This window comes from Rhodococcus sp. NPDC059179, assembly GCF_042754885.1.
Taxonomy (GTDB): Bacteria; Actinomycetota; Actinomycetes; order Mycobacteriales; family Mycobacteriaceae; genus Rhodococcus_G.
The window spans coordinates 714,462-739,479 of sequence record NZ_JBHZBV010000001.1 but is presented as its reverse complement, the minus strand read 5'-3'; the positions used below and the strand labels follow the sequence as shown (position 1 = coordinate 739,479).

Below are 25,018 nucleotides of genomic sequence, written 5' to 3'. Positions count from 1 at the left end.
ACTGGAACACTGCCCGCTATGCGCGGAATCATTCTGGCCGGTGGAACAGGGTCGCGGTTGCATCCGATCACGCTCGGGGTCAGCAAGCAGTTGGTGCCCGTGTTCGACAAGCCGATGATCTACTACCCGCTGTCGACGCTGATGCTGGCAGGCATCCGCGACATCCTGGTGATCACCACGCCGGAGGACGCCGCACAGTTCCAGCGGTTGCTCGGGGACGGATCCCGCTTCGGCGTCTCGCTGACCTACCAGGTGCAGGCCGAGCCCAACGGGCTCGCGCAGGCGTTCGTGCTCGGCGCCGAGCACATCGGGTCGAACTCCGCCGCGCTGGTACTCGGCGACAACATCTTCTACGGACCCGGTCTCGGTACCCGGCTGACGCGGTTCGAGCAGATCGAGGGCGGCGCGGTGTTCGCGTACTGGGTCGCCGACCCGACCGCGTACGGCGTGATCGAGTTCGACGGCGACGGTCGCGCGATCTCGCTGGAGGAGAAGCCCCAGCGGCCGCGCTCCAACTACGCGGTGCCGGGGCTGTACTTCTACGACAACGACGTGGTGTCGATCGCTCGCGACCTGAAGCCCTCGGCGCGCGGCGAGTACGAGATCACCGACGTCAACCGCGCCTACCTCGAGGCGGGGCGGCTGCAGGTCGAGGTGTTGCCGCGCGGCACCGCCTGGCTGGACACCGGCACCTTCGACTCGCTGCTCGACGCCTCGAACTACGTGCGCACCATCGAGGAGCGGCAGGGCCTGAAGATCGGCGCGCCGGAGGAGGTGGCCTGGCGGCGGGGCTTCATCACCGACGACGAGCTCCGGGTGCGGGCCGAGTCCCTGGTCAAGTCCGGTTACGGCAACTATCTGCTCGGTCTGCTCGACCGCGGCAAGGAATGGTGAGGAATGCAGTTTCGCGAACTGAAAGTGCCCGGCGCCTGGGAGTTCACCCCCCAGCAGTTCGGTGACGACCGCGGCGTGTTCCTGGAGTGGTTCCGGGACCCGACGTTCACCGAGGCCACCGGCCGCACCCTCGACCTGCAGCAGGCCAACTGCTCGGTCTCCGCGGCAGGCGTGCTGCGGGGCGTTCACTTCGCGGACGTGCCGCCCGGTCAGGCGAAGTACGTGACCTGCGTCCGCGGCGCGGTCCTCGACGTCGCGGTGGACCTGCGGGTCGGGTCGCCGACCTTCGGGGTGTGGGACGCGGTCCTGCTCGACGATGTCGACCGCCGCGCGGTGTTCCTGAGCGAGGGTCTGGGCCACGCGTTCCTCTCGCTCGAGGACGACTCCACCGTCGTCTACCTGTGCTCGACCGGGTACGCGCCGGGTCGCGAGCACGGCATCGACCCGCTCGATCCCGAGGTCGGCATCGACTGGCCTACCGCCGGCCGGGACGGCACCGAGTTCGAGTTGCGGCTCTCCGACAAGGACGCGGCCGCGCCCTCGCTCACGGCCGCGCTCGAGTCCGGGCTGCTACCGCGGTTCGGTGCCGGTGCACAACCGCTCGGGTAGGGTGCACCGGGCAAGCGGGCAGCACCACCAGCGATGAAGGACCACCAGTTGACCGACCGAGGTCCCCAGGATCCGAGGGGCACCGCCGAGGCGACCCCGCCCGCGGGTATGTCGGGCGGTGCCGGACCGCTGATGCGGCTGGTCAAGAACCAGGGGCTGGCCTTCCTGCTGGTCGGTGGGTTCAACACGGCGCTCGGCACGGCCTGGTTCATCGTCTGGCAGCTCGCCGTCGGTGACCAGCTGGGTTACCACTTCGCGATCGTCGCGGGCTACCTGTGCAACGTGCTGTGCGCGTTCGCGATGTACCGCTACCTGGTGTTCCGGGTCCGCGGGCACCTGCTCCGCGACCTGTGGCGGTTCGTGGCGGTCAACTTCGGCGCGTTCGCGATCAACATGGCCCTGATGACGCTGGCGGTGTCGGTGTTCGGGTTCCCGCCGATCCCAGCGCAGATCGCGATCACCGCGGTCACCGCGACCGCCAGCTTCTTCGGTTACAGAGATTTCTCCTTCAGTAGAAAGAAAACCGCATGACGCCTCGGGTCTCCGTCGTTGTTCCGGCGTACAACAACGCCGACTACATCGCCGAAACCATCGACTCGATCCTCGGGCAGACCTTCGAGGACTTCGAGCTGATCATCGCCGACCACGCGTCGACCGACGGCACGCTCGCCGCCCTCGCCCCCTACGCCGACGACCCCCGCGTCACGATCCTGCACACCGCCGCCGGTGGCGGCGCCAAGGCCAACTGGGACCGGGTCAGCCAGGCCGCGAGCGGCGATCTGCTCAAGCTGGTGTGCGGCGACGACACCATCTTCCCGACCTGCCTCGCCGAGCAGGTCGCCGCCTTCGACGAACATCCCGAGGCGGTGCTGGTCGCCTCGCAGCGCACCCTGGTCGACGCGGCGGGCAAGACCGTGCTCGCCGCCCGCGGACTGGCCGGACTGTCCGGACCGGTCAGCGGCCGGGTCGCGGCGCGGCGGGCCGTGACCGCCGGGGCGAACATCTTCGGCGAGCCGGGGTGCGTGCTGATGCGGCGGGGCGTGCTCGAGAAGATCGGCTGGTGGGACGACGCCAACCCATACCTGATCGACGAGGCCACCTATGTCGGGGTCGCCCTGCACGGCGACGTCGTCGCGATTCCCCGTCCGCTGGCGTCGTTCCGCATCAACGCCGGTCAGTGGAGCGTGCGACTGGCGCGCCAGCAGGCCTCCCAGGCGGCGGCGTTCCACGAATCGTTGCGCGCGGCCGAGCCGGGGCTGCTGTCCGCGATGGATGTGCGGGTCGGCAATGCCAAGGCGCTAGGCACTTCGTTCATGCGCCGCGCGGTGTACATGGTGCTCAAGCGGCGCATGGGCTGACCGCGGTGGGGCTCAGTTCCAGTTGATGCCCAGCGACCCGAAGCCGACCGATCCCAGCCCGGTGATGAGGATGCCCTCGGTGAGGATGCCGGTGTTCCCCGAGCCGGTGTTGAGCGAGCCGGTGTTCAGGTTTCCCTCGTTGCCCCAGCCGGTGTTGCCGATCCCGACGTTGCCCGAACCGGTGTTCGCGACCCCCTCGTTGCCCGAGCCGGTGTTCGCGAGCCCCTCGTTGTAGGAGCCGGTGTTGCCGGTCCCGGTGTTGTGCGAGCCGGTGTTGTTGGGGCCGTTGTTGGACGAGCCCGCGCTGCCGGAGTCGAAGGTGAGCCCGACGCTGCCGAGACCGGCGAACCCGGTGTTCAGGCTGCCGACCGCGGGACGGGACAACGACTGCGCGAACTCGGCGAGGCCCGGCGAGGCGGCGGGGGGTGTGGCCGGGGCGGTCGATGCGACGGCAACGCCTGCCGACCCGGCGGTCACGAACGCAGACGCGAGGGCAATCGTCGTCGCCCGCGCGAACCGGCGCGGCCGTCGCTTCGATGTGACCTCCATGGAGTGCCCCTCCCGGCTCGCAACGAATGATCGTGCTACGCGGGCGACGCTACCTCCGCGACGCTGCGGAACCACCGGAATCGGCGCTTCTCGGCGCGTCTGAGGGGCACGCTATTTGGGCCCGACCCCGAGCAGCGGCGCGAGTTGCGTTGCGATCGGGTTCAGGTTCAGCGACTCGGGGGCGCGCTTCGGCTTCGCGTCCCACGGCTGCGGGATCCTCGGGTCCCCGTAGACAATTCGGTTCGCCGACCGCACACCCGTCGGGCTGCCCAACGGGGTGGTGCAGTTCGCCTCGGTGTTGAGCGGGAACTCGTCGCGGGTCTCGTCGAAGTCGGGGTTCTCCCGCTTCATCTTCTCGACGATCTCGCGGGTGCCCTCGTAACCCTGGGTGCACGGCGGCGGGTTGTTGGTCTCCGCCAGCAGACCCAGGTGGATCGTGCCGTCGCCGGGCGCGACGGAGCTCGAACCGGCAGAGAGCGCGGGCAAGAAGGTCAGCAGGGTGTTCAGGGCGAGTGCGCGGGGACCGAGCGACCGGGAGACCAGCGCCAGGTTGTTCAGGTTCGTGGTCAGGGTCGGGCCAGCCGCGCCGACCAGCGAGCCGACCTCCGTGCCCGCCGCGGTGCCGGTGTCGATGAGGCGGCGCAGGTCGGGGTCGTTGGCCCGGATCTGCGCGCTGAGGGCGTCCAGGTCGCCGCTGAACCGGCGGATCGCGGAGGATTGCTCGGTCTGGGTATCGAGCACCGTCCGGGTGTCGCGGAGCAGCGTCAGGGTCTGCGGCAGGTTCTCGATCCCGTCCCGCGACAACGAGTTCAGCGAGTCGACGAGCACCTGCAGGTCGTCGCCCTTGCCGTCGAACGCCCTGCCCAGCTCGGTGACGGCGGTGGTGAGCGACCGCAACGGAACCGAGCGCACGAGCGCGTCGGTGGTCGCCAGCACCTCCTCGACGGGGACCGGGATCGCGGTGTTCGCGCGCGCGATCCGGGAGCCGTCGGTCAGGTACGGGCCGCCGTCGCTCGTCGGCTGCAGGTCCACGTACTGCTCGCCGATCGCCGACCGGTTCGCCACCACCGCGCGCGCCGACGCCGGGACCGCGGGTGCGTCGGTGTCCAGCATCAGGTCGACGAGCACGCCGTCCGCGGTCAGGTGCAGGTCCCCCACCGTCCCGACCGGGACCCCGCGATAGCTGACCTCGGCGTTGGTGAAGATGCCGCCGGATTCGGCGAAGTCCGCCTGCACGGTGTGCTGACCGAAGCCGAGCAGGTTGTCCAGCCGCACGTAGGTCGCGCCGACGTACAGCAGCCCGACCACCCCGAGGATCACGAACGCGACCACCTGCCAGCGTTCCAACCGGGACATGACCATGCCGCCCACCTCCGTCTGATGCACGACGGAGGCCGCACTGCTCCAACAAGTTCGCGCAGGAAACTACCGGGCGGGCAAATGTGTCCGCAACTCAGAGTTACGTACATCTCATTCGCGAGGGGTCGGGGTGGCACCAATCGGCCGACCCCCGGCACGGCGCGCGCGTAATCTTGAACCGCCGCACCACCGTCGTTCAGAGCTACCGCCGGATCCCGGGTGTACATGAACAGGACCGAGCACGACCGGACCACCGCGCCGCGCCGCCGTGCCCGTCGCACGCTCTCGATCCTGGCCGTCGCCGCGGCCGTCACGGCCAGCCTGCTCGCAGGCCAACGCCTGACGTCCGGGCCGCCGACCCCGCTGCTCGCCCCCGCGCCATCGGGGGTCGTCGCCCCGGAAGTCGGTACCCCGCAGCCATTTACACCGCCGGCACCACCACCGCCGCCCGCCTCGCTCACCCCCGAGCAGATCCACCAGCGGGTGGCCCCCACGACCGTGCACCTGATCTCGAGCGTGGGCTGGCGTGACACCGCGGGGACCGGCATCGTCCTGACCCCGGACGGCCTCGTCCTGACCAACCACCACGTCATCGACGGCGCCACCGACATCCGCGCGGTGAACCAGGGCAACGGCGCGAGCTACGACGTCGAGGTGGCCGGATACGACCGAACCCGGGACCTCGCGGTGCTGCGGCTCGCGGGCGCCGCAGGCCTGCCCACGCCCGCGCTCGGCCGGTCCGCGGAGGTGCGGACGGGCGACCCGGTGACCGCCATCGGCAACGCGGATGGCGGCGGCGTCCCGATGGCCGCGGGCGGCGTCGTCACCGCCATCGACCGGACCGTCACCGCACGCGATTCGGCCGACGGCTCGACCAACAGGCTGTCCGGGCTGATCGAGGTCGACGCCGACATCCGGCCCGGCGACTCCGGCGGTCCGCTGGTCGACGACACCGGGGCCGTCATCGGGGTCAGCACGGCGGGCACCGCGGTCTCGCACGACGACGGTCCGACCCCGGCGCCGCCGCGGGAGATCAAGTCGTACGCGGTCCCGATCGACGAGGCGATCACCGTCGTGGACCAGGTCCGCGAGGGCCGCGGCTCCGACACCGTGCACATCGGGCCGACGCCGCTGCTCGGCATCAGCGTCAGCGACTCGGTCACGGTGCCCGGCGCCCGGGTCGTCGCGGTCGGCTACGGGACGCCAGCCGAGGGGGCGGGGCTGGTCCGCGGCGACGTGATCACGACCTTCGACGGCAGGCCGATCCGGAGCGCCGCGGAGCTCACCGCGCTCATGGTCGCCCGGCATCCCGGCGACCGCGTCGAGCTCGGGTGGACCGACGAGGCCGGCAGGCCCAGGACCGCGGCGATGGTGCTGACGACCGGGCCGCCGCGCTGACCCACGCTGTCTGGGCAACACAGATCGGGCAGAGTTCCGCCCGGAATGCGGGCGGAACTCTGCCCGATCAGGCGCCGGGCGTAGCCCCTAGCGGATCTTGAAGATGACCGCCCGCTGCACGACGAAGTTGATCACCGTCGCGGTGCCCTGCGCGATGACGAAGGCGAGCGCGTCGTAAATCAGGGTGTCCGCCCAGACCTCTCCGAGCAGCGTGTAGATGCCGACCTGAACCGCGAACGTGACCGCGTACAGCGCCACCACCGCGATGAACCGCGCGCGGCTCGGCGGGGCGTTGAACGTCCAGCGACGGTTGATCAGGTACGCCGTCGTCGTGCCGAGGACGAATCCGACGGACTTTGCTGCCGCGCGCGGCAACCCCAGCCCGTTCTGCAACAGCATCGTGATCGTGAAGTCGACCACCGCGGACAGCGCACCGGTGAGCACGAACCGGACGAGCTGCGTCTTGAGATCCACGCCGGCCGCCGTCTCGTCGCGCAGCGGTAGATCGACCGCCGTCGGCAGGTGCGGCTCAGGGGCAATGGGGGTTCCGGACACGGAACGAGGATAGGCGGCGCGGGACCCGGCGAGCGCCGAGCGTGCAGATATGGGGGCAAACGTCGAGTGGCGGCGACGATTTCTGCACACTCGGCAGGGGTCGGATGCGCTACCGCCAGGTAACCTCTACAGCGATGTCTACGACAGCTGAAGAGTCCCCGGCCGCCGCCGAGCAGCCGCAGCCTCTGACCACCCAGACCCGCACGCTCACCGGCTGGGGGCGCACCGCGCCCACCACCGCAGAGGTGCTTTCCACGCCCGACGTCGAGGCGATCGCCAACGCGGTCGCACAGGTCGCCGAGCAGAACGAGGGCAAGCCCTCACACCTGCGGCGCGGCGTCATCGCCCGAGGACTCGGCCGGTCCTACGGCGACTCGGCGCAGAACGCGGGCGGCCTGGTCATCGACATGAATGCCCTGAACCGGATCCACCGGATCGACCGGGACACCGGCCTGGTCGACCTGGACGCGGGCGTGAACCTCGACCAGCTGATGAAGGCGGCGCTGCCGTTCGGCCTCTGGGTCCCGGTGCTGCCCGGCACCCGCCAGGTGACCATCGGCGGTGCGATCGGCTCCGACATCCACGGCAAGAACCACCACAGCGCGGGCAGCTTCGGCAACCACGTGGTGTCGCTGGACCTGCTCACCGCCGACGGCCAGGTGCGCAAGCTGACCCCGAAGGGCGGCAAGGCCGACCCGAAGGGCGCGTTGTTCTGGGCGACGATCGGCGGCTGCGGCCTGACCGGCATCATCCTGCGCGCGACGATCAAGATGACGCCGACCGAGACCGCGTACTTCATCGCGGACAGCGTGCGCACCACCGGACTCGACGAGACGATCGCGCTGCACAGCGACGGCTCGGAGGACAACTACGACTACTCGTCGGCGTGGTTCGACGCGATCTCGGCGCCGCCGAAGCTGGGTCGGGCCGCCGTGTCCCGCGGCTCGCTGGCGAAGCTCGACCAGCTGCCCGCGAAGCTGCAGAAGGATCCGCTGCGGTTCAACGCCAAGCCCCTGGTGACGTTTCCGGACATCTTCCCGAACGGCCTCGCCAACAAGGTCGACTTCTCGATCGTCGGCGAGTTGTACTACCGGAAGACCAAGAACGCCACCAACCAGGTCCAGAGCCTGACGGCGTTCTACCACCCGCTCGACCTGTTCGGCGAGTGGAACCGCGCCTACGGTTCGAAGGGCTTCCTGCAGTACCAGTTCGTGGTGCCCCCGGAGGCGGTCGACGAGTTCAAGAAGATCATCGTGGACATCCAGCGGTCCGGGCACGTGTCGTTCCTCAACGTGTTCAAGCTGTTCGGCGAGGGCAACCAGGCGCCGCTGAGCTTCCCGATGCGCGGCTGGAACGTCTGCGTCGACTTCCCGATCAAGGCCGGGCTCAACGAGTTCGTCACCGAACTCGACAAGCGTGTCCTCGAGTTCGGTGGCCGGCTGTACACCGCGAAGGACTCCCGGACCACCGCCGAGACCTTCCATGCCATGTACCCGCGCATCGGTGAGTGGATCGCCACCCGCCGAAAGTACGACCCCACAGGCGTTTTCGCCTCCGACATGTCCAGAAGGTTGGAACTCCAGTGATCAACGCCGTCGGCAACCCCCAGACCCTGCTCCTGCTGGGTGGCACCTCGGAGATCGGCCTGGCCATCTGCGAGGAGTACCTGAAGAAGGGCCCCATGCGGGTCATCCTCGCCGCGCTGCCCGGCGACCCGGGCCGTGACGGTGCGGTCGCGCAACTGAAGGCCAAGGGCGCCACCGAGGTCGACGTCATCGACTTCGACGCCGTCGACACCGACAGCCACCCGAAGGTCATCGACGAGGCCTGGGCCAAGTCCGACGTGGACGTCGCGATCGTCGCGTTCGGCCTCGACGGCGACGCCGAGGAACTGTGGCAGAACCAGCGCAAGGCCGTGCTGGTCGCGAACGTGAACTACACCGCCGCCGTCTCGGTCGGCGTGCTGGTCGGCGAGAAGATGAAGGCGCAGGGCTTCGGCCGGATCCTCGCGATGTCGTCGGTCGCCGGCGAGCGGGTGAAGCGCGCCAACTTCGTTTACGGCTCCACCAAGGCCGGACTCGACGGCTTCTACCTCGGCCTCGGCGAGGCGCTGGCCGAGTTCGGGCCGCGAGTGACGGTGATCCGGCCCGGCATGGTGCGCACCCAGTTCAGTGCGCACGTCAAGGAGGCGCCGCTGACCGTGAACAAGGACGACGTCGCCGCGCTTGCCGTCTCCGCGTCCGACAAGGGCAAGGAAATCGTCTGGGCGCCAGGCCCGTTCCGCTTCGTGATGATGATCCTGCGGCACGTCCCGCGGGCGATCTTCCGCAAGCTGCCGGTCTAAGTCTCCGCGACCGGATCGCGCCACGAATCGGCCCACCACAGTTGCACTGTGGTGGGCCGATTCGTTCGGTCGCGGGATGGCACTGAAGCTACGTCGAGACCGCACGAGGCGCTCAGCCGACGAACCCCGAGGGGACCGCCATACCGGTAGGTCCACCCATGCACAGGCCGGTGACCGCGCCGTACCCGGTGAACGCGCCCGTGACGTGACCGAATCCGCCGCCCGCGGGGTTCGAGCCGAACCCGACGCCGGGGCCGACGATGACACACGAGTACCCGTCGGCCCGCGTGGACGTGTCGTAGAGCGATCCATCGACCCGTGACAGATCCGGCCCGGTGACCACTCGCGGCGACGCCGCCGCCTGACCGAACCCGAGCATCAGCATCGGAATCACCGCGGCGACGGTGAGGATCGATCGTCGAGCATTCCCATTCATGCCCTTCTCCTTCCACGGACACCTCTTTCTGAGGCGTGTCCTGTGATGCGGCGGTCCCTGTCCCGCTGCCCTGGCCGTCCGCCGTCAGCGGGGCACTCCTGATTCCGGCCGCCTCCCCCAGTGTCCGCTCTGCGGCAAGGGGAGGCCAGGGTGCCGCGCCAGGCCCGCGACCGGATCCCAGGAGGTTCACTAAGCTCAGTGGTTGTGACCGACGCTCCCACAGCTCCGCTCCCCGACACCGCCCCGAGCACGTCCCCCGCCCGCCGCGGTCCGCTGCATCGCGCCGCGTCCGCCGCCGGGGAGATGATGCTGGCCGCGGTCGTCGCGGCCGTCGTGGCCGGGGTCGGCCTGGTGGCCTTCTCCCTGGTGGACTGGCCTGCGTTCAACTCCTCCAACGTCACCCGTGCGCTGACGACGGTCGGTCAGGTCGTGACGCTGACGGGTCTTGCCCTGTCGGTGTGGCTGCTGCGGTCGCGGCGCGCGGTGACCGCGGCGAAGGTGCTGTCCTGGGCGGCGCTGTCCGGCTTCGTCACCGTCACCCTCGGGATGCCGCTGGCCGCGACGAAGCTGTACCTGTTCGGCGTGTCGGTCGACCAGGAGTTCCGCACCGAGTTCCTGACCCGGATGACGGACACCGTCGCACTGAAAGACATGACCTACGCGGACCTGCCGTCGTTCTATCCGGCCGGCTGGTTCTGGGTCGGCGGGCGGGTGGCGAACCTGCTCGGCATGGACGGCTGGGAGGTGTTCAAGCCGTACGCGATCGCGTCGATCGCGGTCGCGTCGGTACTCGCATTGGTGTTGTGGTCCAAGCTGATCCGCGACCACGTCGCGGTGCTCGTCGCGACGGCGGTGGCCGCGATCGCACTGGCCTACGCCTCCCCCGAGCCGTACAGCGCGGTACTCGTGGTGCTGCTGCCTCCGGTGCTGGTGCTGGCATGGGGCGGGCTGCACCGACCGCACGGGACCGGCGCCGACGGCTGGGGCGCGATCGTCGGGACCGGACTCTTCCTCGGCGTCGCCGCCACCTTCTACACCCTCTATCTGGGCTGGGCCGCCTTCGCGGTGACCCTGATGGCCGTGCTCGCCGCCGCGATTGCGGCGCGCGCCAACGGGATCAGGGCCGCGCGGGGCCCGTTGCTGCGCCTGGCGGTGGCCGGGGTGATCGCGGGCCTGATCGCGCTGATCGTGTGGCTGCCGTACCTGAACGCGCTGCGCACCGGGTCGACGGCGAGCACCGGCACCGCGCTGCACTACCTCCCCGACGCGGGCGCGCGGCTCCCGCTGCCGATGTTCCACTTCTCGCTGATCGGGGCGCTGTGCATGCTCGGCACGGTGTGGCTGGTCGGCCGGTTCACCTCCTCACGGCGCGCACAGGCGCTCGGGATCGGCGTCGTTGCCGTATATGCCTGGTGGCTGCTCTCGATGGCGGTGACGGCGATCGGCAACACCCTGTTGTCCTTCCGGCTCGAACCGGTCCTGCTGGTACTGCTCGGCGCCGCAGGCGTTTTCGGGTTCCTTGACTTCGCGCGCTGGGCGATCCTGGCGACCAGCGAGAACCCCCGGGTCCGGGCCGCGATCGTCGCTATCGGCGCGCTCGGCGCGGTGGCGTTCGCGCAGAACATCCCGCAGGTGCTCGCGTCGGAGATCACCACCGCGTACACCGACACCGACGGCGATGGCGAGCGGGCCGACCAGCGCCCGCCCGGCGCCGCCTCCTACTACGCCGAGGTAGACGCGGCGATCGCCGCGCAGCGCCCGGGACCGCGCTCGGACACCGTGGTGCTCACCGCCGACACCAGCTTCCTCAGTTTCTATCCGTACTTCGGCTTCCAGGGGTTGACCTCGCACTACGCGAACCCGTTGGCGCAGTTCGATCGGCGCGCCGCGGCGATCGCTGACTGGGCCGAATCCGAGAACCCGGACGCGCTGATCCGCGCCATGGACGAAAGCCCCTGGCGCGCACCGGATGTGTTCGTCTTCCGCAAGGGGGCCGACGGCTACACCCTGCGACTGGCAGAGGACGTGTACCCCAACGACCCGAACGTGCGCCGCTACACGGTGACGTTCCCGGAGCGGCTGTTCGACGACCCCCGGTTCACCAAGACCGAGGTCGGCCCGTTCGTCGTCGTAGGCGCTTCGCGCCCGTGAGTCCTTTTGGTCCCCGCACGGGCCAAAAGGACTCACGGGCGGCGGAGCCGCCTAAACGACCGCGTCGACGAGTTCTCTGACCGCTCGCGCGCAGTCGTTGCGGTCGTAGCCCAGCACGCCCACCTCCGGCTCGTACGCCAGGGTGTTGCCGCGGCCCTGGACGATCGCGGCGTCCGAGAGCAGCGGGTGCTCCTCGTCCCGGGCGACGATCTCCCGGTCGCCGCCCGCCGCGTCGACCATCAGCTGGAAGAACTGGCGGTACTCCAGGTTCTCGCCTCCGACGAGGTACGCCTTGCCCGACTCACCGTGGTGCACGGCGCCGCGGACCGCCTGCGCGAGCGAACGCGCCGACATGTAGTTGGTGCCGCCGACGGGCGCGAAATCGGGAATGCCCGGCTCGTTGCCCGCGGCCCACGACACCATCTTTCGATAGCGTCGGGTCGACGCCCCCGGCACGACGCCGATGATCGACGGCGGATTGAGCGTGCACACGCTGAACGAGTCGTCGGCGAGCGCACGGGCACCCTCGTCCGCCGCCTTCCGTGCCGCCACATACGGATTGGTGGTCGCGATGTCGGGTCGGATCTGGTGGTAGTAGCTTCCGATCTGCACGAAACGGCCCACGCCTGCCTGTTTGGCGAGCTCGGCGAAGCGCGGAACCCCGACGCTCTGCGTCGTCGCCCAGAATTCGGCGTCGTCGCGGTCCGCGGCGGTCCGGTGGCGCGGGTCCTGACCGGCGGCGAAGACGACGGCGTCGAACCCCGACAGCTGCGCACGGGTGAACGACGGCACCGTGTAATCGCCCGCGAGAAGCGGGAAGTCGGCGACCGGGGACTCGTCGGGGATCGGTCCGCGCCCTGCCACGGTGACGTCGTCGCCGTGTTCGCGCAGGAGGAGGGCGGCGTGTGCACCGATCATGCCGGTGCCGCCGATGACCAGGATCTTCATGGTGTGTCTTTCGGTTAGTGGATCAGGGATTGAGGGGGCGGTTCGTCCAGCCACCGGAGCGGCGAGGGACCCATCCGCCGGACGAGTGCGTGCCGCCGTCGACATGGATGGTGCCGCCGGTGACGAACCGCGACAGGTCGGAGGCGAGGAAGAGTGCGACGCCTGCGACGTCCTCGGGTTGTCCGGGGCCCCCGAGCGGCGACCAGGTCGGCCACAGTTCCCGCTGCTCCTCCGGGACCAGCGACGCATACGGCACCTGGACCGACTCGATGAGGTCCGGCGCGATCGCGTTGACCCGGATACCGGACGGGCCCACCTCCGCGGCCAGCGACCGGGTGAACTGCGTCAGCGCGGCCTTGTAGGCGGAGTACACGCTGTGACCGGGGATCGCCCGGTGCGCCTCGACGGTCGTGAGGTTGACGATCGAACCGTCGCCCCGCTCGGCCATGCCCGGCAGCAGCGCCTGCGTCAGGCGCATGACGTGCGCGAAGTTGATCTCGTGCAGCTCTTCCCACAGCGACGGCGCATTGTCGGCGAACGCGTGCGGGGGTTGCAGGTAGTGCCCGACGTTGTTGACCAGCACGTCCGGCCGGTGGTCGACGAGTTCGGGCGGGCACGCACCCGTGCGCACATCCCATTCGAGCGGGCGTATCGAGCCGCCGGCCGCGGGATCGAACTCGAGCGGGCCGAGCGGTTCGACGTCCGCGACCAGCACGTCGGCGCCGTGGGCGGCGAAGGACCGCGCGATCGCGGCACCGATACCCTGGGCACCGCCGGTGACCACGGCGCGACGACCGATCAGCATCGCGCCCGGAGTGAAAGCCATGAGGTTGGGCATGGACGCCAGTACACCGCGACCCGCGGCGCGGCGACAGGCGCGATTCCGGTGTCCGGAAGAATTGGCCCGCGCGCCGATGAGGTGTACTGACCGAGTGGATAGGCGAGGAGGAACGGATGCGACCGCACCCTTCTGACGAGGGCACCACCGGAACCCTGCAGCGCGCTGCCCTGATCCTCGGCGCCTTCACCGGCGACGCCCGTCTGAACCTGTCGCAGATCGTCGCCGCCACGGGCTTGCCGCGCACGTCGGTTCATCGCGCGTTGGAGCAGCTGGTCGCGCTGCGGTGGGTGCACCGGCACGGCATGGACTACCAGCTGGGCATGCGCATGATCGAGTTGGGGGCGGTCGCCGCACAGCAGAACTCGCTGCGCCGGGCCGCGCTGCCCAGCCTGCACTGGTTGCACCAGCGGACCGGATGCATCGTGCACCTGGGCGTGCTCGACGGGCCGGAGGTCGTCTACCTCGAGAAGGTGGGCGGCGAGTTCGCCCCCAGCGTCCGGTCCCACGTCGGCAGTCGGCTTCCCGCAAGGTCGTCGACGATCGGCGCGGCACTGCTCGCCGTGGCCGGTCCCGCACCCGAGGATGCGCCGGACATCGACCGGGTGCGCGAGTCACGGATCGCGTACGGCCGCGAGCAGTGCCTGAAGGGGTTCAGCTGTGTCGCGGTCCCGATCGGTCCAGTCGACCGCGTGGAATCCGCCGCCGCGCTGTCGCTCTTCGGTCCGGCCGCGAAGATCGACGACAAGCAGCTGCTGCTGTCTGCGCAGACCGCGGCGGCCCAGATCTGGCGTCGGATCGCCACCCCCGGATCCGACGACTCGGGTAGGCGCTGACGCACCCGTGCGCGGTTGACGGGTCTGTGGACCCGTCAACCGCGCACGGGCAGCGAAGCTGCCTATCCGCGGACGAGCGGCATGATCGCGCGGACCCGCGGATCGCGCAGGTACAGCCCGCCCCACACCAGGATGCCGAAGTAGATCGGGAACAGGGTGGTGCTGAGGATCGGCTGCTCGGTCACCAGGTTGGTGGCGACGGCGCCGCCCAGGTAGCCGGTCAGCAGGACCGCGCCGAGGATCGACGTCACCGGCAGGACGTAGAGGGCGAGGCAGGCCAGCAGCACCACCCCGAAGACCCTGTTCAGGCTCGGGTCGAACCCCAGATCGGCCATCGCGGTGCGCACCTGCTCGACGTTCGCGATGTGGGTGAGCGAATCGAACAGGAAGAAGACGACGACCAGGCCGCTGATGACCAGCCCGGCGGTCCGCGCGCGCTTCGAGGGGACGGCGGCGGTGACCGCGGTTGCGGTGGATGAGCGGTGCGGCGTGGTGGTCATGGCGGGCTCCGATGCGGTGTTTGCTCCGTGCACGGCGCGCGAAGCGGTTGCCATATAGACCGGCCCCGATCGCGAAACTCATCGCGCGGGTGGAAATTACCCCCCGAACCAGGCCTGGGCGTCGAGACGGAAGCCCTGACCTGCGGTGACCGCGCGGAGGTCGGACTCGAGCGCGCGCAACCGTTCCGGCCCGATCGTCGCCGCCCAGTCCGTCCACAGCCGATCGAAGACGGCCGCGGAGCGGCGCAGGCTCTCGAGCCCCCGGTCGGTGAGCACCACGCGCTTGCTCCGCGCGTCCGACGGATCATCTTGGCGGGCCACGTATCCCAGCGTCTCCAGCCGATCGACGGTCTTGCCTGCCGCCTGCTTCGAGACCCCGAGCCTGCGCCCCAGCTCGCTCGCGGTCGTGCCCGAGACCCCGATGGCCTGCATCGCAAATCCGTAGGCCGGGCGCATGTCCGGGTGACCCTGCGCGGCCAGCTCGCGATGCAACTCGTCGATCAACGTCCGGAAACCGGCGAACAGCAGCAACGGCAGCTCGAAGCCGCGAACCTCATCGATCGACACGGCGCACCCCTTGCCGCACATCGACAACTATGTTTACTATTTGGACAACCACATTGACGATATTACCGCAGAGAGGCCGCCCACATGCCCTTCACCCACCACACCGCCGATACCGCTCCCGCCGCCGCCCGCCCGACCATGGCCGCCATCGAGGGCGCGTTCGGCTTCCTCCCCGCCCCCGCGGCGCTCATGTCGGAATCGCCGGAGCTGCTGCACGCCTTCACCCGGTCGAACGCCCTCTTCGAGTCCTGCACACTGACCGCACTCGAACGCGAGGTGCTGGTCCTGACCATCGCGACCCGCAACGAATGCCACGTCTGCGTCGCCCTGCACACAGCGACATTGACCAGGACAGGGGCGTCCGCGGACCTGATCGAGGCACTCCGGACCCGCCGACCCCTCGACGATCCCCGCCTCGAGGGGCTGCGCGCGTTCACCCTCGCGGTGCTCGACCACGCCGGCGCGGTGCCGGATGCCCAGCTGGACGAGTTCCTCGGGCTCGGGTTCACCAGGCGCAACGCCCTCGAAGTGGTGCTGGGCGTCGGCTCCTACACGCTGTCCACGTTCGCCAACCGGATGACCGGGGCGCCCCTGGACGAGGCGTTCGTTCCGTTCGCCTGGGACGGTGCTGCGTAACCCGTTTCCCGAAACGCCCCAGCCACCACGCCGGTGTTGTCATCATTGATGACAACACCGATGTGGCAGGGGGGGAATGCACGATGGTCGACGACGGCTCGCGCCGCCCGGTTCGGTTGACTCCGGAGGTGATCGTCGAGGCCGCCGTTCGGATCGCCGCCCGGGGCCGCCCGGACGGGCTGACCGGGCGCGCGCTCGGCGAGGAACTCGGCGTCGACCGGTCGGCGGTGTGGCGCCACTTCTCCGACAAGGACTCGCTCCTGCGGGCCGTCGGCGACCGACTGCTGACGATGGCGCACGACCGGGTTCCCGCGGGGCTCGGCCCGAAGCGGCGCATGGAACGCCTCGCGGGCGCGGTGGTCGCGGTGTTCACCGAACATCCCTACGTCGGCGCGGCGGTGGCGCCCCGCACCACGCGCGGCCCCGGCGAGTTCGCCCTCGTCGAGATGATGTTGACCGCGCTCGGCGAACTCGGCCTCGACGCGACGGATGTGGTTCGGTACCAACGGATGCTGGCCGAGAGCGTGCTGTCCTACGCGGGAATGCGGGCCGGCTATGCGGTACTGCCGGACACGCTCCGCGCCGCCGACGTGCGGGCCTGGGTCCGCGAGTACGCGGGCGCGGACCCGGTGCGGTACCCCGCGATCGCCGCGCACGCCGCCGCCCTGGCCGAGGTCGGCCCGGACCTGGTGCTGGACACCCTGATCGAGGCGTTCTGGACGGCCGTCGACGCCAGGTCCGGTGCCGCGACCACCGGCTGATCACCCCTGCCCCGCCACACCCAACCTGCACCCGAGATCGAGGATCACCCGGCCATGACCGAGCCCAGCACCACCACCGAGCCCACAGCCACCGAGCCCACAGCCGTCGCGCCCGGGCGGGCGCGGCCGGGTTCCCGGCTCCGCAAGGCCGCGATCGCCCTGCCGGTGGCCGCCGCGACGCTGGTGGCCGCGACGTATACCGCCGCCGCCGCCCTCGACATCCCCGCGCCGCCGACCCTGGCCCGGCTGCTGACCGACGCACCGTCCAAGCAGGGCGAGCTGTATCCGGCCCGCGCGGTGGCGGCCTCGCCGAATCCCGCTCCACTGCAACAGAACCCGATGCCCTTGCCAGCGACGGTGCCGTGGAAGGGCGAGCAGATCCCGGTCGCGCAGTTCCTCGAGACCACCAACACCAACGCCTTCCTGGTGCTGCGCGACGGCGCACTCACCCACGAGTGGTACCGCGACGGGGTGGAGCCCACCACGCGGCTGTCGTCGTGGTCGATGGCCAAGTCCGTCGTCTCGCTGCTGATCGGGCGGGCGATCGACGCGGGCAAGCTCAGCGAGGACGACCGGCTCGTCGACGTCCTACCGGAGCTCACCACCGGCGGCGAGTACGACACCGTGACGGTGCGGCACCTGCTGGACATGACGGCGGGCGTCGACGTGTCGGAGAACTACAACCCGTACTGGCCGCTGACCGGCACCGCCCGCATGTACCTGACCCGGGACCTCGACGAGTTCGTGGCCGACCACCGCGGCGTGACGTTCGCACCGGGCAGCGAGAGCGACTACCGGAGCGTCGAGACCCAGCTGCTCGGCCAGGTGCTGGCCCGGGTCGAGGGCCGACCGCTGACCGAACTGCTCGAGCGGGACCTGTGGGCCCCGATCGGCGCCGAGGACGGCGCGACCTGGAACCTCGACCGGGACGGCGGCCAGGAGAAGGCGTTCTGCTGCATCAACGCCACCGCCCGCGACTACGCCAAGATCGGCCAGCTCGTCCTCGACGGCGGTCGCGCCGGTGACGCCCAGGTGGTCCCGACCGCCTGGATCGAGCGCATCAGTACCCCTGCGCCGCACCAGGTCTCGAAGTGGGGCTACTCGGCGCAGTGGTGGCACCCCACAGCCGACAGCCGGGACATGTCCGCGCTCGGCGTCTACGGCCAGTACACCTACGTCGACCCGTCCACCGGCACCGTCATCGTCAAGCTCAGCGACCACGGCACCGAGCAGGACGAGCAGGAGACGTTCGAGGTGCTCCGGGCCATCGCCGGCGCCTAGACGAGATGACAGGCCACCTGGCCGCCGCCTGCGACCTCGGTCACCGCGGGCACCTCGGTGCGGCACCGCTCGGTCACCAGCGGGCACCGGGTACTGAACGCGCAGCCCGACGGCGGGTTGGCCGGGTCGGGCAGTTCACCGGTGAGCCGGATCCGGTCCCGGTCGCGTTGCCTGCGCGGGTTCGGCACCGGCACCGCCGACAGCAGCGCCTTGGTGTACGGGTGCGCCGGTTCGGCGAACAGCCGCTCCGACGGCCCCCACTCGACGATCCGGCCCAGGTACATCACCGCCGTGGTCTGCGCGATGTGCCGCACCACCGCGAGATCGTGCGCGATGAACAGGTACGCGATGCCCAGTTCCCGCGACAGTCGCTCGAGCAGGGCGATCACCTGGTTCTGGGTGGACACGTCGAGCGCGCTGACGGCCTCGTCGGCGACGATCAGCTTCGGCTCGACGGCGATCGCGCGGGCGATCGCGATCCGTTGCCGCTGGCCGCCGGAGAACTCGTAGGGGTAACGCTGGGCGTGCTCGCGCCGCAGGCCGACCTGTTCGAGCAGATCACCCACCCGCCTGCGACGTGCCGCGGCGTCGAGGTCGGTGTGCACCTCGAGCGGCTCGGCGATCGCGTCACCGACCGTACACGCCGAGTCCAGCGACGAGTACGGGTCCTGGAACACCATCTGCATGTTACGGCGGGCGTCACGTAAGTCCTTGCGGGACAGCGCCGTCACGTCGATTCCGCCGAGGGTGACGGAGCCGTCGGCGACGTCCACCAGTCGCAGGATGCCGCGCGCGGTGGTCGACTTGCCGGACCCGGACTCCCCCACCAGGGCGAAGGTCTCACCGGCGCGGATGTCGAAGCTGACGTCGGTGACCGCACGCACGACGCGCTTGGTCCCGAACATGCCGGAGCCGCTGCGGAACTCGACGCTCAGCCCGCGCACGCTGAGCAGCGGTGTGACGACCTGTGCCTGCACGTCGACGGTCATGCGCATCCCTCCAGGACCAGATCCTCGACCCGCGTGCACCGCGACAGTCGTCCGCCGCCGAGCTCCCCGAGCACGACCGTGTTGTCGCACACCGGATCCCGGTAGCTGCAGCGCGGCGCGAACCGGCACCCACTGGTGATCGAACCGGGAACGGGCGGGGAACCGGGGATGGTGTGCAGGTCGGCCCGGCCGTCGATCGACGGCACCGACTTGAGCAACCCCTCCGTGTACGGGTGGCGGGGTGCGTCGTACAGGTCGACGGTGCCGGCCCGTTCGACGACCTGCCCCGCGTACATCACGACCACCTCGGTGCACAGGTCCGCGACCACGCCGAGGTCATGCGTCACGAACAACACCCCCATCTCGAATTGCGCCGCCATCTCGCGGATCAGGTCCAGCACCTGCGCCTGGATGGTCACGTCAAGTGCGGTGGTCGGCTCGTCGGCGATCAGCAGTTTCGGCTCGCACGCGAGGGCCATCGCGATCATCACCCGCTGCCGCATGCCGCCGGAGAACTCGTGCGGATACTCCTTGACCCGTCGGGCGGCGTTGGGGATGCCGACCAGGTCGAGCACCTCGACGGCGCGGGCGAGTGCCTGTTTGCGCCCCACCCCGCGGTGCCTGCGGACCACCTCGGCGATCTGGTCGCCGACGGTGTAGACCGGGTTCAGGCTCGTCATCGGCTCCTGGAAAATCATCGCGATGTCGTTGCCCCGCACCGCGCCCAGGTCACGTTCCGACGCCGCGAGCAGGTCTGCGCCCTCGAAGAGGATGCGACCACCGGTCACCCGGGACTGGCTCGGCGGCAGCAGTCGCAGCACCGACGAGCAGGTGACGGACTTGCCGGAACCCGACTCCCCCACCAGGCCGACGAGGTCACCGGGCCGGACGTCGAACGAGACGTCCTGCAGCACGGGTGTCCATCCTCCGTGGGTGAGGAACTCGACCCCGAGTCCCTGAACCGACAGCAGCGGTGTCCCGGTCATCGCTCACTCCTGTTCTCTCGTCCGACGCTGTCACGGATGCCGTCGCCGAGGGTGTTGCAGGCGAGCACCGCGGCGATGATCGCGACCGCAGGGATCAGCACCGGCCACGCGGTGTAGTTCCACGCCTCCCGCCCCTCGGCGAGCATCCGGCCCCAGCTCGGGTCCGGGGGTTGCACCCCGAGCCCGAGGAAGCTCAGGGACGACTCGGCCAGCATCGCGAATCCGCAGGCCAGGCTGATCTGGACGATCAGCGGCGAGAAGATATGCGGCAGAATGTGTTTGCGAATGATTCGCCCGGTGGGCGTGCCGATGCTGCGGGACGCCTCGATGAACGTGTCCTCCCGGACGGAGATCACCGCACCGCGGACCACCCGATAGAAGCGGGGCGCGAAGACGATGCCGATCGCGATCATCGCGTTGGTCAGATTCGGGCCCATAACCCCGACGATCGCCATCGCCAGCAGCAACGGCGGGAAGCTGAGGAAGGCATCCGCGACCCGGGAGATGACCGCGTCCCACCGCTTACCGAGGAAGCCGGCGATCAGCGCGGGCACCACGCCGAGTGCGAGGCCGACCGACACCGAGATCGCGGCGGCGGACACCGCGACCCGCATCCCGTACATCAACCGGGACAGCGTGTCCCGGCCGAGGTTGTCGGTGCCGAGCAGATAGCCGTCGCTGAGCGGGGGCAGTCGACGCGCGGTCAGGTCCTGGACCAGCGGATCGTGCGGAGCGAGCAACGGCGCGAGCAGACCGATGACGGTGATCGCGATCAGGAACACCGCCGACACCACGGCCGCGCGACGGCCACGGAAGCGGCGCAGGAACCGGCGGCGCGGCGACTCGACGGCGTCGGCGACGGATTCGGCCGCGACCGCGGCGGATTCGTCCAGTGCGGTCATGCGCCCCTCCTGGTCTTCGGGTTGAGGTAGCCGTACGAGATGTCGACCACCAGGCTCATGACGACGGTGGCCAGTACTCCGAAGATCACCACGCCCTGGATCGCGGGCAGATCCCCGGACAGCACGGCCTGGACCGCGAAATCACCGAGACCCTTGAGCCCGAACACCGCCTCGATGACCGCGGTGCCGCCGAGCAGGAACGCGATCTGCATGCCGAGGACGGTGGCCGTCGGGATGAACGCGTTCTTCAACGCATGCTTGACCAGGACGGTGCGACGCGGCAGGCCCTTCGCCGTCGCGGTGCGCACGTAGTCCTGCTGCATCACGTCGATCATCGAACTGCGCAGCTGCCTGGCGATCTCGGCGGCCGCCGCGACGCCGAGGGCGACGGCGGGCAGGAGAAGGTGTGACAGCCACGGCCACAGGCCCTTGCTCAGCGGCGCGTATCCGGTGGCGGGCAGCATCTTCAGGTTCATCGCGAACACCAGGATCAGCAGCAGCGCGAGGACGAAGTTCGGGGTGGCGACGCCGAGTGTCGAGCCGACACTGCTGACCCGGTCCTGCCAGCTGCCGGGCCTGCTGCCGCCGATGATGCCGGCGGGGATCCCGATCAGCAGGGCGATGACGACCGAGACGATGGCCAGCGACAGCGTCACCGGGATGCGGTCGACGATCATGTCCAGCACCGGTGCCTTGTAGGTGAAGCTGGTGCCGAGATCTCCCTGCAGCAGCCCCGTCAGGAAGTTCACGTACTGCACGACCACCGGGCGGTCGAGACCCAGTTCCTGCCGGACCATCTCGACCTGTTCGGGGGTCGCGGACTCGCCGGCGATCCGGTGCGCCGGGTCACCCGGGATCAGGAAGACCAGGCTGAAGGTGATGGCCGTGGCGATGAGCAGCAGCGGTATCACCGCCAGCAGCCGACTGGCGATCAGGCGTAACACGACTCGGTCCTCCTCTGACGTGCGATTCGATGGGCGGGGTGGGTCATTCGGCTGCGATGCCGACGCCGCCCCACTCGTCCATGGCCCGGTACGGCCGGTAGCCGACGACGGGGTCGGTGACGATGCCGCCGAGGTCCGAGAACGCGAGCGGCACCATCGGTGCCTGTTCCATGACCGCGGCAGACGCCGCCGCGATCCGGTCACCGCGAGCGTCCGGATCGGATTCCCGGTTCGCCGCGTCGAGCGCCTCCTGGAACCCGGGGATGGTGTCCTTCGACGGATTCTGCGGCGATGTCGGCGAGTAGTAGGTGGTCAGCAGCAAGGACGGGTCGGCGCGCCCCACCACGGTGGTCAGGACGGCGTCGAGTTCGCCCCGGTTGAACACCGGCGACATCTCCTGCGGGGTCATGATGCGGATCTCCATCCGAACACCGACCTTCGCCAACTGCTCCTGCACGATCTGGGCGATCAGCTGGTTTTCGGGCAGGTTAATCACACCCGCGGTGAACGCGAAGCCGTTCGGCACGCCGGCCTTCGCGAGCAGATCCTTCGCCGCCTGCTCGTCGTAGGTGTACTGGTCGGCCAGATCCTCGTTGTAGGCGAAGTATCCGGACGGGAAGTTCTGGCTTGCCGCTTCACCGTGGCCCTCGAGCGCTGTCTGCGCGATGACGTCGCGGTCGATCGCCCGGGTGACCGCCCGTCGGACGTCGACATTGCCGAAGTCGCTCCGGGTGCGGTTGAAGTGCAGCGCATAGTGGTTGAGGCTGGTCTGCACCTCGGCTTCCAGGCCCGACTGTCTGGCGGGGTCGATGATCAGCGGGGTCGCGATCGCGGCATCCATCTGGTCGGACGACAACGCGTTCAGCCGGGTCTGCGGGTCGGCCATCACGGTCCACCGGAAGTGGTTGGACTTCACCGAATCCGGGTCCCAGTAGCCGTCCCAGGAAGCGAACTCGTATTCCGCGCCGGGGGTGGAGCGGGCCACCGTGTAGCGACCGGCACCCACCGGGGTCAGCACCAGGGCCGCATCCCTCTCCTTCGTTCCGAATGCGCTGGGGCTGACCATCATTCCCGGAAGGTCCGACAGCGTGAGCACCAGTTGGGCGCCCGGGCCGCTGAGCGCCAGCACCACCGTGCGCGGGTCAGGGGTGTCGATTCGCGTCACCGGAGCCAACATCGTGGTGGTGATCGAGTCCGGTTCCTGCGCTCGCTCCAGATTCGCCTTGACCGCCGCCGCGTCGAAAGGTGTGCCGTCCTGGAACACCACCCCGTCCCGCAGGTGGAACGTCAGCGACGAACCGTCCGCGGCGAACTCCCACGACTCCGCCAGCCCCGGAACGGGATTGGCGTCGCGGTCCCGGTGTACGAGCCGATCGTAGACCTGGGCGAGCAGAATGTTGTCCTGCGCGACCTTCGTCTTGTGCGGATCGAACGAGGACGTGCCGTACGTCGTCGCATAGCGGAACGTGGCCGTCGGATCGGTCTGCGACGAGGCCGCCGCGGGCCCGTTGTCCGTCGAACTCGAGCACCCTGACAGCAGGGCCACCGACACCCCGATCGCGGCAATCACCTTACGAGACACAGTCACTCTCCCCCATTTGCCTAGTCGTCGTCTCCGAACCCCGACCCGAACGGTCGAGGAACGCACGTTCAGATCAGTTCGCCGCGACCCCGACACCACGCCACTCGTCGACCACCCGGTTGGGTTCGTAGCCGACCATCTGATCCGAGGTGATCGCCCCGAGCTGCGCGAAGGCAACCGGCAGCATCGCGGCCTGGTCCATCAGAACCTCGTTCACGTCACCGAGCAGCGTCGCGCGCTGTGACGCATCCGTGGCCCGGTTCGCGGCGTCCATCGCCTCCCGGAAACCCGGGATCTCGTCGTGGGCCGGGTTCTGTGCCGAGCTCTGCCCGTAGAACGAGGTCAGCAGCAGCGACGGGTCCGCGCGGCCGACCAGCGTGGTCATGATCGCGTCCAGTTCACCGCGGTTGAATGCGGGATTCAGGTCGGTCGGCGTCATGGACCGGATCTCCATGGTGATCCCGACCTGCGCCAGTTGCTCCTTCATGATCTGCCCGATCATGGTGTTCTCCGGCAGGTTCGACACACCCGCGGTGAACGAGAAGCCCCCGGGCACACCTGCCGCGGCGAGCAGTTCCTTCGCCTTGGCGGGATCGAACGCGTACTGGCCGTCGAGGGCGTCGTCGTGCGCGAAGTACCCCTTCGGGAAGTTCTGGCTCGCCGGCTCCCCGTGACCCTCGAGCGCGGACGCGACGATCGCCTCGCGGTCGACGGCGTGCGCGAGGGCGCGACGCACCTCGACCTTGCCGAACTCGCTGCGCGTCCGGTTGAGGTTGAGCACGTAGTTGTTCAGGCTGGTCTGCACCTGCGCCTCGAGGCCCTGCGTGGTCGCCGAGTCGATGGACTGCGGGGTGGCGATACCGGCATCGAGCTGGCCGGACGCGACGCCGCCGACGCGGGTCTGCGGGTCGGTCATGACGGTCCACTGGAAGTTCGCGGCGCGCACCGCTTCCGGATCCCAGTACCCCTGCCGCGCGGTGTACTGATATTCGGCACCGGGCTGCGCATTCGCAACGGTGTACCTGCCTGCCCCGACGGGGTTCAGGACCAGGGCCGCGTCCTTCTCCGGGGTCCCGAAGGCGTTCGGGCTGACCATCATTCCCGGCAGGTCCGACAGGGTGAGCACCAGCTGGGCGCCGGGGCCCGACAGCCGCAGCACCACGGTCCGCGGGTCCGGGGTGTCGATCCCGGAAACCCCCGCCAGCATGGACGCGGTGATCGAATCCGGCGCGAGCGCCCGTTCCAGGTTTGCCTTGACCGCGGACGAGTCCAGTGCGGTCCCGTCGGAGAAGGACACTCCCTCACGCAGGTGCAGCGTCAGCGCGGTGCCGTCCGCGGCGAATTCCCACGAACCGGCCAGTCCCGGAACGGGATTGCCGTCGACATCCCGGTGCACGAGCCGGTCGTAGACAAGGTTGAGCATCGTCGAGTCGCTGGTGATCTTCGTCTTGTGCGGGTCGAAGGACGACGCGCCGTAGGTGGTGGCGTAGCGCAGCGTGGCGCTCGGGTCGACGTCCGCGGCGGACGCGCCACCGGAGTCCGCGGAGCCGCAACCGGCGACGAGGGCGGCGGTCACCGCGAGTGCGGCCGTCATT

General features: G+C 69.6%; 26 protein-coding genes. 12 read left to right on the top strand and 14 right to left on the bottom strand.

The window, feature by feature from the left end; genetic code table 11:
• Window positions 1-18: 18 nt before the first annotated feature.
• From rfbA to ACFXMV_RS03365, 4 genes are read left to right on the top strand one after another with little or no spacing between them, the layout of a single operon-like run.
• Window positions 19-894, top strand: a complete 876-nt coding sequence (rfbA, locus tag ACFXMV_RS03380; protein WP_378502576.1) for a glucose-1-phosphate thymidylyltransferase RfbA — start codon at window positions 19-21, stop codon at window positions 892-894.
• Window positions 895-897: 3 nt separating this feature from the next.
• Window positions 898-1,503, top strand: coding sequence for a dTDP-4-dehydrorhamnose 3,5-epimerase family protein (locus ACFXMV_RS03375; protein ID WP_378501005.1), 606 nt, complete (start codon window positions 898-900; stop codon window positions 1,501-1,503).
• Window positions 1,504-1,551: 48 nt separating this feature from the next.
• Entirely contained in the window at window positions 1,552-2,034 is a 483-nt protein-coding gene (locus tag ACFXMV_RS03370; RefSeq protein ID WP_378501006.1) for a GtrA family protein, read from the top strand.
• On the top strand, window positions 2,031-2,861 hold the full coding sequence (locus ACFXMV_RS03365) for a glycosyltransferase family 2 protein (protein WP_378501007.1): 831 nt from the start codon (window positions 2,031-2,033) through the stop codon (window positions 2,859-2,861). Before ACFXMV_RS03370 ends, ACFXMV_RS03365 begins: the two co-directional genes overlap by 4 nt.
• A gap of 12 nt (window positions 2,862-2,873) precedes the next feature.
• On the opposite strand, the gene ACFXMV_RS03360 is transcribed toward ACFXMV_RS03365, so the two are convergent.
• Both ACFXMV_RS03360 and ACFXMV_RS03355 read right to left on the bottom strand, forming a co-directional pair.
• A complete protein-coding gene (locus ACFXMV_RS03360) occupies window positions 2,874-3,410 on the bottom strand; it encodes a hypothetical protein (RefSeq protein ID WP_378501008.1) in 537 nt (178 codons plus the stop codon).
• 111 nt (window positions 3,411-3,521) lie between these two features.
• Entirely contained in the window at window positions 3,522-4,772 is a 1,251-nt protein-coding gene (locus ACFXMV_RS03355; RefSeq protein WP_378501010.1) for an MCE family protein, read from the bottom strand.
• Window positions 4,773-4,994: 222 nt separating this feature from the next.
• On the opposite strand from ACFXMV_RS03355, the gene ACFXMV_RS03350 reads away from it, so the two are divergent.
• Entirely contained in the window at window positions 4,995-6,167 is a 1,173-nt protein-coding gene (locus tag ACFXMV_RS03350; RefSeq protein ID WP_378502577.1) for a S1C family serine protease, read from the top strand.
• Window positions 6,168-6,254: 87 nt separating this feature from the next.
• Here ACFXMV_RS03350 and ACFXMV_RS03345 read toward each other — a convergent pair whose 3' ends face one another.
• The gene (locus ACFXMV_RS03345) at window positions 6,255-6,722 is read right to left on the bottom strand and encodes a GtrA family protein (RefSeq protein WP_378502578.1); all 468 of its coding nucleotides are present in this window, start codon (window positions 6,720-6,722) and stop codon (window positions 6,255-6,257) included.
• A gap of 134 nt (window positions 6,723-6,856) precedes the next feature.
• On the opposite strand from ACFXMV_RS03345, the gene ACFXMV_RS03340 reads away from it, so the two are divergent.
• The gene (locus ACFXMV_RS03340; RefSeq protein ID WP_378502093.1) at window positions 6,857-8,308 is read left to right on the top strand and encodes an FAD-binding protein; all 1,452 of its coding nucleotides are present in this window, start codon (window positions 6,857-6,859) and stop codon (window positions 8,306-8,308) included.
• Window positions 8,305-9,066 (top strand): decaprenylphospho-beta-D-erythro-pentofuranosid-2-ulose 2-reductase, encoded by a 762-nt coding sequence (locus ACFXMV_RS03335; RefSeq protein ID WP_378502092.1) that lies wholly within the window; start codon window positions 8,305-8,307, stop codon window positions 9,064-9,066. The genes ACFXMV_RS03340 and ACFXMV_RS03335 overlap by 4 nt, the downstream gene beginning before the upstream one ends.
• Window positions 9,067-9,178: 112 nt before the next feature.
• Here the strand turns inward: ACFXMV_RS03335 and ACFXMV_RS03330 are convergent, their stop codons facing one another.
• The gene (locus ACFXMV_RS03330; RefSeq protein ID WP_378499789.1) at window positions 9,179-9,502 is read right to left on the bottom strand and encodes a hypothetical protein; all 324 of its coding nucleotides are present in this window, start codon (window positions 9,500-9,502) and stop codon (window positions 9,179-9,181) included.
• A gap of 303 nt (window positions 9,503-9,805) precedes the next feature.
• Here ACFXMV_RS03330 and ACFXMV_RS03325 point away from each other — a divergent pair, with 303 nt between their 5' ends.
• A complete protein-coding gene (locus tag ACFXMV_RS03325; RefSeq protein ID WP_378499793.1) occupies window positions 9,806-11,653 on the top strand; it encodes a galactan 5-O-arabinofuranosyltransferase in 1,848 nt (615 codons plus the stop codon).
• Between the two features lie 51 nt (window positions 11,654-11,704).
• Here ACFXMV_RS03325 and ACFXMV_RS03320 read toward each other — a convergent pair whose 3' ends face one another.
• Window positions 11,705-12,601: an NAD-dependent epimerase/dehydratase family protein gene (locus tag ACFXMV_RS03320; RefSeq protein WP_378499790.1), complete on the bottom strand. Its 897-nt coding sequence runs from the start codon at window positions 12,599-12,601 to the stop codon at window positions 11,705-11,707.
• A 22-nt stretch (window positions 12,602-12,623) separates the two neighbouring features.
• Window positions 12,624-13,427 carry an SDR family NAD(P)-dependent oxidoreductase gene (locus ACFXMV_RS03315; RefSeq protein ID WP_378499791.1) on the bottom strand — a complete coding sequence of 268 codons (804 nt, stop codon included), beginning with the start codon at window positions 13,425-13,427 and terminating at the stop codon, window positions 12,624-12,626.
• Window positions 13,428-13,555: 128 nt separating this feature from the next.
• On the opposite strand from ACFXMV_RS03315, the gene ACFXMV_RS03310 reads away from it, so the two are divergent.
• Window positions 13,556-14,275, top strand: a complete 720-nt coding sequence (locus ACFXMV_RS03310; protein WP_378499792.1) for an IclR family transcriptional regulator — start codon at window positions 13,556-13,558, stop codon at window positions 14,273-14,275.
• 62 nt (window positions 14,276-14,337) lie between these two features.
• Here the strand turns inward: ACFXMV_RS03310 and ACFXMV_RS03305 are convergent, their stop codons facing one another.
• Together ACFXMV_RS03305 and ACFXMV_RS03300 are read right to left on the bottom strand one after the other, a co-directional pair.
• Window positions 14,338-14,775, bottom strand: a complete 438-nt coding sequence (locus ACFXMV_RS03305) for a DoxX family protein (RefSeq protein ID WP_378499812.1) — start codon at window positions 14,773-14,775, stop codon at window positions 14,338-14,340.
• Between the two features lie 96 nt (window positions 14,776-14,871).
• Window positions 14,872-15,342: a MarR family winged helix-turn-helix transcriptional regulator gene (locus ACFXMV_RS03300; RefSeq protein ID WP_378499811.1), complete on the bottom strand. Its 471-nt coding sequence runs from the start codon at window positions 15,340-15,342 to the stop codon at window positions 14,872-14,874.
• 84 nt (window positions 15,343-15,426) lie between these two features.
• Here ACFXMV_RS03300 and ACFXMV_RS03295 point away from each other — a divergent pair, with 84 nt between their 5' ends.
• The 3 genes from ACFXMV_RS03295 to ACFXMV_RS03285 all read left to right on the top strand — a co-directional run bounded on the left by ACFXMV_RS03295 (window position 15,427) and on the right by ACFXMV_RS03285 (window position 18,020).
• The gene (locus ACFXMV_RS03295; RefSeq protein ID WP_378499810.1) at window positions 15,427-15,978 is read left to right on the top strand and encodes a carboxymuconolactone decarboxylase family protein; all 552 of its coding nucleotides are present in this window, start codon (window positions 15,427-15,429) and stop codon (window positions 15,976-15,978) included.
• An 83-nt stretch (window positions 15,979-16,061) separates the two neighbouring features.
• Entirely contained in the window at window positions 16,062-16,739 is a 678-nt protein-coding gene (locus ACFXMV_RS03290; RefSeq protein ID WP_378502579.1) for a TetR/AcrR family transcriptional regulator, read from the top strand.
• A gap of 54 nt (window positions 16,740-16,793) precedes the next feature.
• A complete protein-coding gene (locus ACFXMV_RS03285) occupies window positions 16,794-18,020 on the top strand; it encodes a serine hydrolase domain-containing protein (RefSeq protein ID WP_378499808.1) in 1,227 nt (408 codons plus the stop codon).
• Here the strand turns inward: ACFXMV_RS03285 and ACFXMV_RS03280 are convergent.
• From ACFXMV_RS03280 to ACFXMV_RS03255, 6 genes are all read right to left on the bottom strand, one after another.
• Window positions 18,017-19,009: an ABC transporter ATP-binding protein gene (locus ACFXMV_RS03280; protein WP_378499807.1), complete on the bottom strand. Its 993-nt coding sequence runs from the start codon at window positions 19,007-19,009 to the stop codon at window positions 18,017-18,019. The genes ACFXMV_RS03285 and ACFXMV_RS03280 overlap by 4 nt on opposite strands.
• Window positions 19,006-19,995, bottom strand: coding sequence for an ABC transporter ATP-binding protein (locus ACFXMV_RS03275; protein WP_378499806.1), 990 nt, complete (start codon window positions 19,993-19,995; stop codon window positions 19,006-19,008). Before ACFXMV_RS03275 ends, ACFXMV_RS03280 begins: the two co-directional genes overlap by 4 nt.
• On the bottom strand, window positions 19,992-20,897 hold the full coding sequence (locus tag ACFXMV_RS03270) for an ABC transporter permease (protein WP_378499805.1): 906 nt from the start codon (window positions 20,895-20,897) through the stop codon (window positions 19,992-19,994). The genes ACFXMV_RS03275 and ACFXMV_RS03270 overlap by 4 nt, the downstream gene beginning before the upstream one ends.
• Complete coding sequence (locus tag ACFXMV_RS03265) at window positions 20,894-21,841, bottom strand: ABC transporter permease (protein ID WP_378499804.1); 948 nt, start codon at window positions 21,839-21,841, stop codon at window positions 20,894-20,896. Before ACFXMV_RS03265 ends, ACFXMV_RS03270 begins: the two co-directional genes overlap by 4 nt.
• A 43-nt stretch (window positions 21,842-21,884) precedes the next feature.
• Entirely contained in the window at window positions 21,885-23,423 is a 1,539-nt protein-coding gene (locus ACFXMV_RS03260) for an ABC transporter substrate-binding protein (protein WP_378499803.1), read from the bottom strand.
• Window positions 23,424-23,496: 73 nt separating this feature from the next.
• Window positions 23,497-25,017 (bottom strand): ABC transporter substrate-binding protein, encoded by a 1,521-nt coding sequence (locus ACFXMV_RS03255; protein WP_378502741.1) that lies wholly within the window; start codon window positions 25,015-25,017, stop codon window positions 23,497-23,499.
• Window position 25,018 lies beyond the last annotated feature (1 nt).

Bases quoted from the DNA above. Each gene is read 5' to 3' on its own strand.
- ACFXMV_RS03270 (WP_378499805.1), bottom strand. From the start codon at position 20,897: ATGACCGCACTGGACGAATCCGCCGCGGTCGCGGCCGAATCCGTCGCC.
- ACFXMV_RS03255 (WP_378502741.1), bottom strand. From the start codon at position 25,017: ATGACGGCCGCACTCGCGGTGACCGCCGCCCTCGTCGCCGGTTGCGGC.
- ACFXMV_RS03295 (WP_378499810.1), top strand. From the start codon at position 15,427: ATGCCCTTCACCCACCACACCGCCGATACCGCTCCCGCCGCCGCCCGC.
- ACFXMV_RS03290 (WP_378502579.1), top strand. From the start codon at position 16,062: ATGGTCGACGACGGCTCGCGCCGCCCGGTTCGGTTGACTCCGGAGGTG.
- ACFXMV_RS03340 (WP_378502093.1), top strand. From the start codon at position 6,857: ATGTCTACGACAGCTGAAGAGTCCCCGGCCGCCGCCGAGCAGCCGCAG.
- ACFXMV_RS03285 (WP_378499808.1), top strand. From the start codon at position 16,794: ATGACCGAGCCCAGCACCACCACCGAGCCCACAGCCACCGAGCCCACA.
- ACFXMV_RS03355 (WP_378501010.1), bottom strand. From the start codon at position 4,772: ATGGTCATGTCCCGGTTGGAACGCTGGCAGGTGGTCGCGTTCGTGATC.
- ACFXMV_RS03375 (WP_378501005.1), top strand. From the start codon at position 898: ATGCAGTTTCGCGAACTGAAAGTGCCCGGCGCCTGGGAGTTCACCCCC.
- ACFXMV_RS03275 (WP_378499806.1), bottom strand. From the start codon at position 19,995: ATGACCGGGACACCGCTGCTGTCGGTTCAGGGACTCGGGGTCGAGTTC.
- ACFXMV_RS03310 (WP_378499792.1), top strand. From the start codon at position 13,556: ATGCGACCGCACCCTTCTGACGAGGGCACCACCGGAACCCTGCAGCGC.
- ACFXMV_RS03330 (WP_378499789.1), bottom strand. From the start codon at position 9,502: ATGAATGGGAATGCTCGACGATCGATCCTCACCGTCGCCGCGGTGATT.
- ACFXMV_RS03365 (WP_378501007.1), top strand. From the start codon at position 2,031: ATGACGCCTCGGGTCTCCGTCGTTGTTCCGGCGTACAACAACGCCGAC.
- ACFXMV_RS03350 (WP_378502577.1), top strand. From the start codon at position 4,995: ATGAACAGGACCGAGCACGACCGGACCACCGCGCCGCGCCGCCGTGCC.
- ACFXMV_RS03360 (WP_378501008.1), bottom strand. From the start codon at position 3,410: ATGGAGGTCACATCGAAGCGACGGCCGCGCCGGTTCGCGCGGGCGACG.
- ACFXMV_RS03325 (WP_378499793.1), top strand. From the start codon at position 9,806: ATGATGCTGGCCGCGGTCGTCGCGGCCGTCGTGGCCGGGGTCGGCCTG.
- ACFXMV_RS03305 (WP_378499812.1), bottom strand. From the start codon at position 14,775: ATGACCACCACGCCGCACCGCTCATCCACCGCAACCGCGGTCACCGCC.
- ACFXMV_RS03320 (WP_378499790.1), bottom strand. From the start codon at position 12,601: ATGAAGATCCTGGTCATCGGCGGCACCGGCATGATCGGTGCACACGCC.
- ACFXMV_RS03280 (WP_378499807.1), bottom strand. From the start codon at position 19,009: ATGACCGTCGACGTGCAGGCACAGGTCGTCACACCGCTGCTCAGCGTG.
- rfbA (WP_378502576.1), top strand. From the start codon at position 19: ATGCGCGGAATCATTCTGGCCGGTGGAACAGGGTCGCGGTTGCATCCG.
- ACFXMV_RS03315 (WP_378499791.1), bottom strand. From the start codon at position 13,427: ATGGCTTTCACTCCGGGCGCGATGCTGATCGGTCGTCGCGCCGTGGTC.